The sequence below is a fragment of the Cellulophaga sp. RHA19 genome, from assembly GCF_002813425.1.
Classification (GTDB): Bacteria; Bacteroidota; Bacteroidia; order Flavobacteriales; family Flavobacteriaceae; genus Cellulophaga.
Genome location: NZ_PHUL01000001.1, coordinates 3,267,095 through 3,280,475, shown reverse-complemented (window position 1 = coordinate 3,280,475; position 13,381 = coordinate 3,267,095). Strand labels below are relative to the sequence as shown.

The following is a 13,381-nucleotide window of genomic DNA, read 5'->3' as shown; positions in this document are numbered from 1 at the left end:
TTTTTTACTGTATAGCAAAATCTAAATCTACATAAGTAGGAGGTAAGCATCTAGTGTCATCACAAACCATAAATTCTACTTCTGCAATAACATTTGTTTTTCCTGGTTTTGCTAATTTAACACGTTGTGTAAATTTTGCTTTACTTTCAAAATATGTAATTTTCATATCAAACATTTTGTCATCTACAGTATGTCCTTTTTCTTCTATTGTTTTTCCAGATAGTTTATAGTTACTACCTTCTTCAAAAATAAAAGTAGTGGCTATTGGCCCGCCTTCTGGAACATTTTGAGAATATAAATGCCAACCAGCATCTATTGTTGCGGTAGCAATTAAATCGTACTCTGTTGAAGATATTTTTTTTACTGATGTTGTCCATTTTACTGGCTCTAATATTTGTCCATAAGAACTTATACTAATCATTAAAACTACGGCTGCTAAAATGTATTTTTTCATTGTATTTTTTTAAGGTTATACTTTAGGTTTGCAAAATGCATACCAATTATTTTTTAGATTTAAAATTACCAACTCCTTCTTTTAGCCAGTTGTGATACTCAGTTACATCTGGTGTATAAGCAACTGGGGGATTTAAATTTTCTTCATCATGGTCTATAAGAACGTAATATGGTTGGGCGTTTGTGCCATAACGTATTTGTTGTAACTCACTCCATTGCTGACCAGTATAACGTAGCTTTTTTCCAGGGCGTAATTTAGAGTCAGGAGCTTCGCCTTCAAACTTAATTTTTTCATCAACATATAAAGAAATCAAAATAACATCATTCTTTAAAACATCTAAAACGTTGTCTTTTACCCAAACGTTTTGTTCCATTTTTCTACAGTTTACACAAGCGTGACCTGTAAAATCTATCATAACGGGCTTGTTTACTTTTTTAGCGTAAGCTAATCCTTTTTCATAGTCATTAAAAGCAAGTATGTTATGGGGTGCCATTAAATGTGCACCTTCTGGTATTTCTTGAGTATGTGTAGCTGCGCCACCACCATTTTGCATATTACCAACACCGTAAGGAGACTCACTATAATGTTGTGGTGGGGGAAAAGCACTAATTAAGTTTAATGGAGCTCCCCATAAACCAGGTATCATATAAATAGTGAATGCCAATGTTACCAAACCTAAACTTAATCTACCTACAGAAATATGTTTTAAAGGCGAATCATGTGGTAATTGTAATTTTCCAAATAAATATAAAGTTAAGGCTCCAAAAACAGCTATCCATATTGCTATAAATACTTCACGCTCTAATAAATGCATTTGTAAAACCATATCTGCATTAGATAAAAATTTAAATGCTAATGCAAGTTCTAAAAATCCTAAAACAACTTTTACAGAGTTTAACCAGCCACCAGATTTAGGTAAAGAGTTTAACCAACCAGGGAAAGCTGCAAATAACGCAAATGGCAATGCAATTGCTAAAGAGAAACCAAACATACCTACGATTGGCCCTATTTGGCTACCACCAGAAGCGGCTTGTACTAACAATGTACCAACAATTGGACCTGTACAAGAGAATGAAACTATAGCTAAGGCAAGAGCCATAAAGAAAATACCAACCAAACCACCACGGTCTGCTTGTTTGTCTACTTTATTTGCCCATGAGTTTGGTAGCATAATTTCAAAAGCTCCAAGGAATGACGCTGCAAATACTAATAATAGTAAAAAGAAAATAACATTAAACCATACATTGGTAGAAAGCGCATTTAATGCATCTGCACCAAAAACTGCACTAACTATAATACCTAATAAAAGGTATATTATAATAATTGAAAGGCCATAAATAACTGCATTACGTATACCTTTAGCTTTAGTTTTACTTTGTTTTGTAAAGAAACTAACTGTCATAGGTATCATAGGAAATACACACGGAGTTAGCAAGGCTGCAAACCCAGATAAAAATGCTAAAAAGAATATAGAAAATAACCCCTTTTTAGAACTATCTTTTTCTTTAGATTCTTTGCTAGTATTAGCTTCGTCTTTTTTAGCTTCTGTTGTTGCAGGAGTTTTTTCTGTTTTTATATTAAATACAATGTCTTTGTAAGTAGGAGGTAAGCATTTAGAGTCATTACAAACCATATAACTTACTTCTCCGTTTACAATAGATAACTCTTTGTTAACAAGTTTTATACGTTGTTTAAATGTTGCAGAGTTTTCAAAATATTTAACCATCATATTATCAAAAGCAGGTTCTGGAGCAGAATGTCCTTCTTCTTCAGTTGGTGAGTCTACTAATGTGTAGTCCTCACTTTCTGCAAAAGTAAATTCAGTAGCTACGGGTCCGCCTTCTTCTAAATGTTGAGAATACAAATGCCAAGAACCATCTATAGTAGCTTTTACTACTAAGTCGTATTCTGTTTCTGAAATTTTTTCTACAGATGTAGACCAACTAACAGGATCTAGTATCTGTGCTTTTACATTACTACTAAAAATAGTAGTAAAAATAACTAGGAGAAAATAAAAAGTACGTTTGTTCAAAATATAATATTTATGGATATATAATTTAAGACGTAAAAATAACAAAGAACCCTTACTTTAATGTTGTTAAATTTGGTTAATATTTTAAAGTTAAGTTTACGCTTTGTTAATATAAGAGTAGATTACAAGTGGTTTGGGTGACATAAAAATAAAAATATATAATAAAAAAAATCATCTTGATAATTTACCAAGATGATTTTTATATTTTAAAGTGTATAGTTTACTGTATTACAACAGGCTATTTAAAACTTCTTTTAACTTAGGGTCAGATGGTCTAGGAGCATTTGCATTTACAATATTACCTTCTGTATCTAATAAAATAAATTTAGGAATACCTTGTATAACGTAGTCTTGTATAAAGTTAGATTCAAAATTATTATCGGCGATTAGTTGTATACCACCTAATTCTTTGTCAACAACCATTTGTTTCCATTTATTATAAGCATCTGTTCTATCTACAGAAATACTTACAAACTCTATGTTTTTACCGTGGTATGCTTTTTCTGTTTCTTTTAAAGCAGGGATTTCTGCTAAACAAGGTCCGCACCACGTAGCCCAAACATCTATATATACATATTTTCCTTTTAAGTCTTCTAAAGATGTTTTGCCACCAGCGTGGTTTTCATAACCAACAAACTTAGGAGAAGGATTGCCTTTTTCTACAGCTTTTAATTTAGTGTAATACTCTTTTATTGTTTTTTTCTGATCTTCATCTGTAGATGCTGCCATAAAAGTAGTGTAATACTCATCTAGTTTTTCTGTAACTGTAATTCCAAAAACAGATTCTTTTAATAAACCATTTCTAATAACCTCTGACTCTATAGGTGCAATTGTTTTTAACATAGCAAGGTCATAAGACATAGAATCTTTCTCTGCTTTTTCTCCTGCAATTTTGCCATAGTGTGCACCTACTAAAGATTTGTAAGAAGTAGAGTTGTTAAAATCTTCTTTGTTAGTTAAGTCAACAGCATTTAACTCAGTTAAAAAGTTTTCAGAAACTTTAAAGTCAGGCTTTTGAGCATAGTGCTGGTGATAACTTTCATAATTAGATAAGTTTAGTAGGTAGCTATAATTAGCATCTTTTTTTTGTGCCGTTTTAAAACTTTCAGATAATCCTTTGGTACTATCAATTAATGAGTTAATAGCATTTTTTTGATTAGTCATTCTCTCTTTAAAAGCTACTTCTTCTAAAGTATAAGGATTGTCTCCTCCTCTAAAACTAGCTTCTTTTTCGCTTTTGCTCTTAAAGAAATTATTTTCTGCAGAACCATTACCTGTAATGGTTACACTCTTATTAAAATTATTAGCATCTGCATTAACAGCTAAATTAAAACCTTCTTCTAAGTAAAGATTAGTTCTATTTTTATCGTTAACTAATGCATACTGACCTTTAGGTGATTGTATAGTATCTGTAAAAGTACCATCTGCAGCTATTGTTAAAGTATCTATAGCACTCCTGTCTTTATAGCTTGCAATTAATAATTCTGTGTTACTTGCATTGGTAATTTTTCCGCTAACAATAGCATAATCTATTGGGGCAGGTTTTTCTGTTTTGCAGGCTGCTAAGCTAATTACAGCAAGACTTAATGTATATAATGATTTTTTCATAAATAGTTATTTGGTATTATTATGATTTTGGTTTAAACGCAATCTCGTAAGTTTTTGCGCCTTTTAATAATGTTTTAGTAAATTTTTGAACATCCTTAGCTGTAATTGAGTTTACAATGTTTTCAAAATTCTTAGGATCGTTCATATTATAACCTTCCAAAACATAATTTTGTAATAGGCTCATATCATACCTATTATAATCTTTAGATTCTTTACGTTCTTTAATAAAGTTGGTTAAGGTTTTGTCTAAGTCTACTTGGTTAATTTTACCATCAGCAACTTTTTTAATTTCAGTATGTACAATTTTAATTAGTTGGTCTACTTTGTCAGGATTACAATCAAAACTAACTGAAATAGAACCTTCAGATACAGGTCTTTTACTAAAGCTAGCACCTGCTCTTGGAGAGTATGCACCACCTTCTGCTTCCCTAACGGTTTCTGTAATTCTTAACTGTAAAATATCTCCTAAAGCACTAGCTAAAATAGCATTTTTTATGCTGTATTTCATTTTGTTTTTGTACCCAATTCTAATAGAACCTTTTTTGTCTTCCATTTTTAAGAAGATATCTTTGTCTATACTATTGTTTACCCAAACATTAGGATCTACTTTGTAATTTTCTCTTGTTGTACTGGCAGAAATACTAGCAATATACTTAGCTAATAGCGGCTTTAAAGCATCTTTTTGAATATCGCCAACGATAAAGAAAGTAAAATCAGCAGCATTTTTAAATCTATCTAAGTAAACAGATTTCATTTTATTAAACGTAACATCTTCCATATAAGCTTTGTCCATAAGACGAACTTTAGGATTGTTATTACCGTATAAAGTTACGGTAACGCTATCTTGCATTTTAGAATTTATGTCTTTGCTTTTACGTGCCAAATAGTTGGTAATGTTACCTTGTAAAACTTTGTACGCATCTTCATCAAACCTTGGTTTTTCAAAACGTAAATAAACCATTTGTAGCATAGTCTCTACATCTTTAGTTGTAGAAGAACCACTAATGTTTTCTGATAAGCTAGATAGGTTAACACTTGTACTAGCTGTTTTACCTGCAAGTACTTTTGGCAATTCTGTAGCAGAAAAACTTCCTAAACCAGACATTTGTACTATGTTCCCCATAATATTTGCAGACGGTAGATCCTCTGTATTTAATAAAGATGTACCACCATAACTAGTAGCAGTTAGTCTAACGTCATTTTTATTTTTGTCTGCAAATTTGTAATACACTTTAGCACCGTTGCTTAATGTAAATATTGTAGCTCCTGTATTTTTATTTTCTTCTTCAGATACAATACTACCTGCTTTAATATCCACACCAGAGATTAATGTTTTGCCACTAAACTTATCAGTGTAAGCTGTTAACTCATTATTATTTTCTGATGCAGCAATAATAGCCAATCCTTCTTCTTTTGTAAGATTGTTTTTTCCTTTAACACCAGTAACACTTAGCGTTCTGTTTTCTTTGGTATATAGGGCTTTAAAAGTATTATTAAAATCTTCTTTAGTAACAGATGCAAATATTGCTTGTACAATTTTATATTCTTCTGCAATAGGGGTAATAGTTTCTTTAGATAAATAATTTGCCTTTATAGCATTTATTAATTGTCCGTGAGACGTATCATCTTCTTTACTAATTGCATTTTCATAATAGTTAACGTATTGTTTTTTTATACGATCTATTTCTCCTTCTGTAAAACCAAATTTTAAAGCTCTATTAACTTCGTTCATTACTTCAGCAAAAGCATTTTGTTGCTGTCCTGGTTTAGGAGTAATATCAATTGAAAAGTCGTTATTTAATTTTGCTTTTTCTCCAAATTTTACTCTAGCAGCTAAAAAGGTAGCATTTGGTTGTTGCTGTATTTCATTAAGTCTTGTAGAGACCATAGATGTAGCCATACCTCTTAAAAGAGATGTTTTTAAATCTCCAATAGTTTGCTCTTTTATTTTTTTAGGGTGATTAATACTAAAACTTATACCAGCTGTAGAAACTTCTTCATCCATAGCTATATTGTATAGCATTTCTTTATTGCCTGGAATTTCTACATAAAAACGTTCTCTAGGGTTTTTAACAGCAGGTATTTTAGAAAACTTATCTTTAATTTTTTGCTCAATTTCATCTACGTTAATATCACCAACAATTGCAATAGCTTGCAAGTCTGTACGGTACCAATCGTGGTAAAAATCTCGTAAAGCTTTGTATTCAAAATTCTCTACAACGTCCATTAAACCAATTGGTAGTCTATTAGAGTATTTGGAGTTGTTAAACATAACAGGTAATGATTGCTGTAAAATCCTCATTCTACCATTTTGGCGTGTTCTCCATTCTTCTTTAATAACACCACGCTCTGCATCTATTTCTTCATCAGTAAGTAATAGGTAATTAGACCAATCATGTAATACTAATAAACAAGTATCAATTAAACCATCTTTAGTAGGTATGTTATCCATATTATAAACAGTCTCATCAAAACCTGTGTAAGCATTAATGTCTCTTCCAAATACAGCACCGTGTTTTTGTAAAGTGTTTAAAATTCCCTTACCAGCAAAGTTTTTTGTGCCATTAAAGGCCATATGTTCTAGAAAGTGAGCTAAACCTTGTTGGTTATCTTTTTCTAAAACAGATCCTACATTTTGTATAATATAGTAACTGGCAACATCTTTGGTTACATCTGTACTGTATATATAATAGGTCATTCCATTAGGTAAAACACCTTTTTTAAATTTAGTGTTTACAGGCAATGGTTGGTTTAAATCTAGCTGTTGGGCACTTAACCCAATGCAAAGAAATAAACTAAGTAATGTTGTGATTTTTTTCATTCTTTAAATTTGTTAGTTTTTAATGAGTATTTAATAAAAGACGTTAAAACAAAGTGTAACCCTTATAATTATTTTGTTAAATAAACTATAAAAGGTTAGTGTTCCTATTCCTAACTTGTTACAAAATGTGTTGTCTTTTTTTTAAGTTGACTAATATTATAGGTACTGTTTGGGACTATAACTCTAAATTTATGCTGCAGAAATTGTAAGTTGCTAATGCTTTTTATTTTTTTACGCTAGTCGATGATAATTTGTTATCCGTCTATAAATACACAAAGATTTACTCGTATTAACATATTTTTAAATTGTATTAGAATTAAAAATTCTAAATTAGTGACTTCAGTTTTTTGAAGATTACCAAACAAAAAATAAAATTAAAGGGCTTAATTAGCCACTTTGATTATTGCAATTAACCAAATTAACTCAAATAAAAATAATATGCAGATAATAGAATCTTCAACTATGTATGACGTTATCATAGTTGGTTCTGGTGCTGGTGGAGGTATGGCAACCAAAGTTTTGTCTGAAGCCGGACTTAAAGTTGCTGTAGTAGAAGCAGGTCCGTTTTTTGATCCTAAAGACCCTAAACAACAAACACAATTTAAATGGCCTTATGAGTCTCCACGTAGAGGAGCAAATACCGTTAGAGATTTTGGAGAGTTTGATATGGCTCTTGGAGGATGGGATATAGAAGGAGAACCTTACACACAAAAAAACGGTTCTAAATTTGCGTGGTTTAGATCTAGAATGTTAGGTGGTAGAACCAACCACTGGGGACGTATTTCTTTACGTTTTAGCGAAAGAGATTTTAAACATAAAGATGTAGATGGTTTAGGAGATAACTGGCCAATTGGTTATGATGATGTTAAACCGTATTACGATAAAGTAGATAAGTTAATTGGTGTTTTTGGCTCTAAAGAAGGTTTGGTAAACGAGCCAGACGGATTCTTTTTACCTGCACCAAAACCTAGGTTACACGAGTTGTATTATATGGATGGAGCCAAAAAAACGGGTGTTCCTGTAATTCCTGCTCGTATGTCTATGGTAACTAAAAAAGTAAACAAAGATCGTGGCGTATGTGTATACTGTGGTCAATGTGGTAGATCTTGCCAGTACTATGCAGATTTCTCTTCTGGGAGTTGTTTAATTTTTCCGGCCCAAAATAATGGCGGACAAATAGATTTGTTTGTAAACTCTATGGTTAGAGAGGTTACTACCAATGATGAGGGTAAAGCAACCGGTGTATTATATATTAATAAAGAAGATCGTAAGGAGTATAGACTAAAAGGTAAGGTTGTAGTAATGGCTGCTTCTGCTTGTAGTTCTGCTCGTATTCTTTTAAATTCTAAAAGTGAACAACACCCTGCCGGTTTAGGTAATAGCAGTGGTTTAATAGGTAAATATCTCCATGATTCTACCGGTGCTAGTAGAGGTGGTTTTATACCAGCTATGATGGATCGTAAAATGTATAACGAAGACGGAGTAGGTGGTATGCACGTATATTCGCCATGGTGGTTAGATAATAAAAAATTAGATTTCCCTAGAGGTTACCACATAGAGGTTTGGGGAGGTATGGGTATGCCTAATTATGGTTTTGGCTTTAACCCAAATAGTTTTAATGAGTACTTTGGAGAAAAAGTAGGTGGCTATGGTAATAGTTTGCGTTCTGATGTTAAAAAGTATTACGGAGCTACACTAGGTTTTGGTGGTAGAGGAGAATCTATTGCACAAGAAAGTAATTACTGTGAGATAGACCCAACAACTGTAGATGAATTTGGTATACCAGTATTACGTTTTAATTATAAATGGACAGACTACGAGCGTAACCAAGCAAAGCATATGCAGCAAACTTTTGAAGAAATAATTCATAATATGGGTGGTAAGGTGTTAGGAGATACACCAACCGCAGAACAAGATTATGGTCTAAACAAACCAGGAGAAATTATACACGAGGTAGGTACTACACGTATGGGTAATAACCCAAAAACATCTGTAGTAAACCAATACGAGCAAATGCATGATGTAGACAATGTTTTTATTGTAGATGCAGGCCCTTTTGTGTCACAAGCCGATAAAAACCCTACGTGGACAATTTTAGCATTGGCTTGGAGAACATCAGATTATATAGTAGAACAGTTTAAAAAGCAAAATATCTAAGTTATGGATAGAAGAAAAAGTATAAAATCTATTATTCTTGGCGGTGTTGCCGGTGGTTTAGCTTTAAACGGTTGTAAACCAGGTACAGATAGTGATGCTGTTGCACCTGAAGAAGCTGCTATAGACGAAAAGTATTTTGGACGTACACCAGAAGAAAAAGAACAAATAGCAAAGTTACAAGCAGAACAATTTTTTAACGAGCACCAAATGGAAACATTAGGTGTACTATGTGCTCTAATTTTACCTGCTAATGAAAAGTACGGTAGTGCTACAGATGCAGGTGTGCCAGATTTTATAGAGTTTATGGCAAAAGATATACCAGCTTATCAAACTCAGCTTAAAGGAGGCTTAATGTGGTTAGACCATACTAGTAATAAAGATTATAGTGTAGAGTTTAAAAAAGCAACCCCAGAACAACAAAAAGTTATTTTAGACGGTATAGCTTTCCCAGATGAGAAAGAGCCTACGTACGAGCAAAACTTCTTTTCTCTAATGCGTAATTTAACTGTTACTGGTTATTACACATCTAAAGAAGGGTTAGAAGACTTAGGTTATAAAGGAAATACGCCTAATGTTTGGGATGGAGTACCACAAGATGTATTAGACAAACACGGAAAATCTTATCCAAAAGACTGGATGCCTAAGTTTGTAGACCAAAGTAAACGTAATATTATGGCAGAATGGGATGATGATATGAATTTAATTACATAAATCATTTGGTTTTAAATTAAGAATGTTAAATTGCCTTTAGAGTTATAATCTAAAGGCAATTTTTGTTTTTAAGTCAATTTTTATGATACATAAGTTAGATAATCTAAAAACTAGCGACCTCGAGATTCTTAAAAGCAATGTAGATTCTGGTGGTAAATTTGTAGTTTTTAATTATAGAGTTAGTTTAGGTTTTATTTCTTTACTAAGATTTTCTCCTGCAATTTTTATTCAGAACAAGATAGAACTAGATTATTATATGAAAAAATATAATAAACTGAATCTATTTTTTGGACCTTGGTTTATATTTAAAGGCCCTTTTTTAACGTATAATATTTATAAATCCAACAAAAAAGGAGGTATAGATGTTACTCAGGATATTATGCTAAATATAACTTCTAATAGTTTAGTTAATAAAGAAGTAGACATAAAAATTATGCATACTATTTTTTCTAAAGTCGATAAAACGGAAAAAAAAGAAATATATAAAACAATAAAAGAGCTAAATAAAAATTTGGTTCCAGTTGAAAATGTATACGTTGCAGAGTTTATTAATACAAAAGAGTATGAATCTCCTTATACCGTAATAGGATATAAAATTTCTGGAACTGATAATTTAGATATAAATCATATTGAAAAAATACTCTATAAACGATTTTATAAGCATAACTTTTTTGAAATAATAGACCTTAGGATAAAGGATGATTATAACGATAAACTAATAGAGCAAGGAGAATTAATTTACGGCAATTAAATACTATGACATCAAAACACTTATTACCAATATTACTAATTTGTATTACTATTGCCTGTAAAGACAGTAAAACAACAGCTGTTACCAATACAATAACTAAAGACACTACGCTAGTTAAAAAAGATACTGTTGTTGTACCACCAGTTAAAACAGAAATAAAGTACAAATCCCTTATAGGTATTGCAGATACTACATTTGTGCGTATAGCAGATTTTAGTGGTGATTTTGCTTATGATTTGAGATATGCAACTACTAATAATTTTTTAAAAGAAAAAGTATATGATTGTCCAGAGTGTTATACTCGTGCAAAAACAGCTAAAGCACTTTTAGCAGCTAATTCAGATTTTATAAAGCTTGGATACCGTATTAAGTTTTTTGATTGTTACAGACCAAATTCTGTGCAATATAAAATGTGGAAGATTGTACCAAACCCGCAATATGTTGCAAACCCTAAAAAAGGGTCTATACACAATAAAGGTGGTGCTGTAGATATTACACTAGAGACATTAGACGGTATAGAAGTAGATATGGGAACAGATTTTGATTTTTTTGGTAAAAAAGCATATCACGATAATACCAATTTACCAGAAGAAATTTTAGCCAACCGAAAGTTGTTAAAAGAAACAATGGAAAAACATGGTTTTTGGTCTATACGTACAGAGTGGTGGCATTACAATTTATCCGCTATGTCTAATGCCAAAGTGGCTAACTTTAAATGGGATTGTAAATAAATAATTATACGTATGAAAAAGTTACTTTTTACAGCAGCAGTATTTCTGTTCTTTTATGTAAATACATATTCTCAAAATATAATTTTACCATTATGGAATGATCAAATTCCTAATCAAAAAGTAACTAAGGAGGTAGAGAAAGTAGTTACTGATAAAATTATAAAAGTTAGCAATGTTCAAAAACCTACAATAGAAGTTTACTTGCCTAAAAAAGAAATTGCAAACGGAAAAGCTGTTGTAATTTTTCCTGGAGGAGGTTATGGGTTTATTGCTTATGACTGGGAAGGTATAAATATTGCTAAATTTTTAAACACTAAAGGTATAGCAGGTATACTTGTAAAATACAGGTTGCCAAATTCTAAATCTTTAAAGGTAGGCTCTAATGCTCCTTTGCAAGACGCTCAAAGAGCAATAAGACTTGTGCGTAGCAATGCAAAAAAATGGAATATAAATTCTGATGATGTAGGGATATTAGGTTTTTCTGCAGGCGGACATTTAGCATCTACACTAGGAACACACTTTAATGATGAGATATATAAAGCAAAAGATAAAATAGATTCTATTTCTGCAAAGCCAAGTTTTATGGCTCTTGTATACCCTGTAATTACTTTTGTTAAAGAAGAATACGTACACAAAGGAAGTAGAAATAACTTATTGCAAAATTTAGTAGCTTCTGAAGCTAGTAAAAAACAATTTTCGGCAGAATTAAATATAACAAAAGAAACTCCTAAAACATTTTTGGTACATGCTACAGATGATACTGCTGTTCCTGTAGAAAATAGTTTACTAATGTATAGCGCTTTAAAAAATAAAGGTGTACCGGTACAAATGCATATTTATGAGTCTGGTGGTCACGGTTTTGCGTTAGGGTTTAAAAATAAAAAACTGTCTAATTGGACTAACTTACTTGTAAATTGGATTAATAACTTAGATTAAGCTTTGCTACACAATAAAACAACTTTTTTGTTATTGCAGTCTGTTGTAAAAAATAAGTAAATATTACCGCCTTCTTTTATTTTAAATTTTTTGCGAATATTAGCTACACTTTCTGGAAAGTTACGTGTGGTAATGTTTGCTTTTGTTAGTTGTAAGTGCTGAATTTCTTTTTTATTAAATACAATTTGTGTTTCAACTTTAAAACATCTCCCAGCAAAATCTATTAAGTCATTAGAGGTGTACAAATGGGTATGCTCATGCAATTTGTGTAATTTATAATGTGCTGCTACAGACTTAAATGCTCCTGCTTTTAAAATAGCAGAATTAGGTTCATAAATGTATTGTTGAGGTTCACTATAGGTAAATACAGCCTCTTTTTCATTAGTATAATTAAAAGAGAAAACCAAATCTTCAGTTTTAGTTAGATTTATGGTTTTAATATGTATGTCTCCTGTATAGTCTTTCTCTAAAACCCAAAGCAATTCTTTTACATCATTATTAAGTGCAACAACGTGTATTTCTTTTACATTTTGTAATGATTTTATACCAACTGAAAAATCTAATAACGGAGATGTTTTTATAAGTATATTATCAGCTTTGCTAAAAATTAAATCTAAATGTTCTGGTACGTTTGGTAAACAATCTTCTAAAAAAAACACTTTTCCTTTGGCATCATTTCTTCTAGATGGATCTATGTAAACCCAATCAAAAAATAAATCTGTGTTTTTTAAATGATCTATCCCATTTTCACTGCATGTATTAATATTTTTTACACCTAAAGTTTTAAAATTGTGTGCTGCTATTTTAGATACGTTTTCAGAAATTTCGCAATGGTGAACTAAAGCTATTTTTTTAGCAAAATAAAAGCAATCTACTCCTAAGCCACCGGTAAGGTCTATAAGCGTTTTTCCTTTTACTAGGGAGGCCTTGTATGTAGCTGTTTTTTCTGATGAGGTTTGCTCTATGTTTAACTTGTTGGGATAATAGATATTTGGCGTTGTAAACCACGTTGGTAGTTTGCTTTTACACTTGTTTTTAGCTTCAATTTGTGCTGCTAATTCTTTATTGGTTACATCGTTAAATGTATCTTTTTTAAGTAGAATAGGCATAATGTCTGTTTCTAAATTTTCAGCAATAAAATTTTGTACGTTGGTATGTAAAATAGCGGTATTCAAACTAA

The 13,381-nt window shown here is 31.4% G+C and carries 10 protein-coding genes; 5 read left to right on the top strand and 5 right to left on the bottom strand.

Going from position 1 to position 13,381, the window contains the following annotated elements; translation table 11 throughout:
- Positions 1–4: 4 nt before the first annotated feature.
- The 4 genes from AX016_RS14420 to AX016_RS14405 all read right to left on the bottom strand — a co-directional run bounded on the left by AX016_RS14420 (position 5) and on the right by AX016_RS14405 (position 6,915).
- Complete coding sequence (locus AX016_RS14420; RefSeq protein WP_100896280.1) at positions 5–454, bottom strand: protein-disulfide reductase DsbD domain-containing protein; 450 nt, start codon at positions 452–454, stop codon at positions 5–7.
- Between the two features lie 46 nt (positions 455–500).
- Positions 501–2,486: a cytochrome c biogenesis protein CcdA gene (locus AX016_RS14415; protein ID WP_442861203.1), complete on the bottom strand. Its 1,986-nt coding sequence runs from the start codon at positions 2,484–2,486 to the stop codon at positions 501–503.
- 228 nt (positions 2,487–2,714) lie between these two features.
- Entirely contained in the window at positions 2,715–4,094 is a 1,380-nt protein-coding gene (locus AX016_RS14410; protein ID WP_100896279.1) for a TlpA disulfide reductase family protein, read from the bottom strand.
- A gap of 19 nt (positions 4,095–4,113) precedes the next feature.
- A complete protein-coding gene (locus AX016_RS14405; protein ID WP_100896278.1) occupies positions 4,114–6,915 on the bottom strand; it encodes a M16 family metallopeptidase in 2,802 nt (933 codons plus the stop codon).
- 438 nt (positions 6,916–7,353) lie between these two features.
- Between AX016_RS14405 and AX016_RS14400 the strand changes: the two genes are divergently transcribed.
- The 5 genes from AX016_RS14400 (at position 7,354) to AX016_RS14380 (ending at position 12,201) form a co-directional block, all read left to right on the top strand.
- Positions 7,354–9,072: a GMC family oxidoreductase gene (locus AX016_RS14400; RefSeq protein WP_100896875.1), complete on the top strand. Its 1,719-nt coding sequence runs from the start codon at positions 7,354–7,356 to the stop codon at positions 9,070–9,072.
- A gap of 3 nt (positions 9,073–9,075) precedes the next feature.
- The gene (locus AX016_RS14395) at positions 9,076–9,783 is read left to right on the top strand and encodes a gluconate 2-dehydrogenase subunit 3 family protein (protein ID WP_100896277.1); all 708 of its coding nucleotides are present in this window, start codon (positions 9,076–9,078) and stop codon (positions 9,781–9,783) included.
- 82 nt (positions 9,784–9,865) lie between these two features.
- Complete coding sequence (locus tag AX016_RS14390; RefSeq protein WP_100896276.1) at positions 9,866–10,534, top strand: hypothetical protein; 669 nt, start codon at positions 9,866–9,868, stop codon at positions 10,532–10,534.
- A 5-nt stretch (positions 10,535–10,539) separates the two neighbouring features.
- Positions 10,540–11,265 (top strand): M15 family metallopeptidase, encoded by a 726-nt coding sequence (locus AX016_RS14385; protein WP_100896275.1) that lies wholly within the window; start codon positions 10,540–10,542, stop codon positions 11,263–11,265.
- Positions 11,266–11,277: 12 nt separating this feature from the next.
- Positions 11,278–12,201, top strand: a complete 924-nt coding sequence (locus AX016_RS14380; protein ID WP_100896274.1) for an alpha/beta hydrolase — start codon at positions 11,278–11,280, stop codon at positions 12,199–12,201.
- On the opposite strand, the gene AX016_RS14375 is transcribed toward AX016_RS14380, so the two are convergent.
- Positions 12,198–13,376: a THUMP-like domain-containing protein gene (locus tag AX016_RS14375; RefSeq protein ID WP_100896273.1), complete on the bottom strand. Its 1,179-nt coding sequence runs from the start codon at positions 13,374–13,376 to the stop codon at positions 12,198–12,200. The two genes, AX016_RS14380 and AX016_RS14375, sit on opposite strands and share 4 nt — an antisense overlap.
- Positions 13,377–13,381 lie beyond the last annotated feature (5 nt).

Coding starts and splice junctions, on each gene's coding strand:
- AX016_RS14420 (WP_100896280.1), bottom strand. CDS start 454: ATGAAAAAATACATTTTAGCAGCCGTAGTTTTAATGATTAGTATAAGT.
- AX016_RS14410 (WP_100896279.1), bottom strand. CDS start 4,094: ATGAAAAAATCATTATATACATTAAGTCTTGCTGTAATTAGCTTAGCA.
- AX016_RS14405 (WP_100896278.1), bottom strand. CDS start 6,915: ATGAAAAAAATCACAACATTACTTAGTTTATTTCTTTGCATTGGGTTA.
- AX016_RS14400 (WP_100896875.1), top strand. CDS start 7,354: ATGCAGATAATAGAATCTTCAACTATGTATGACGTTATCATAGTTGGT.
- AX016_RS14395 (WP_100896277.1), top strand. CDS start 9,076: ATGGATAGAAGAAAAAGTATAAAATCTATTATTCTTGGCGGTGTTGCC.
- AX016_RS14390 (WP_100896276.1), top strand. CDS start 9,866: ATGATACATAAGTTAGATAATCTAAAAACTAGCGACCTCGAGATTCTT.
- AX016_RS14385 (WP_100896275.1), top strand. CDS start 10,540: ATGACATCAAAACACTTATTACCAATATTACTAATTTGTATTACTATT.
- AX016_RS14380 (WP_100896274.1), top strand. CDS start 11,278: ATGAAAAAGTTACTTTTTACAGCAGCAGTATTTCTGTTCTTTTATGTA.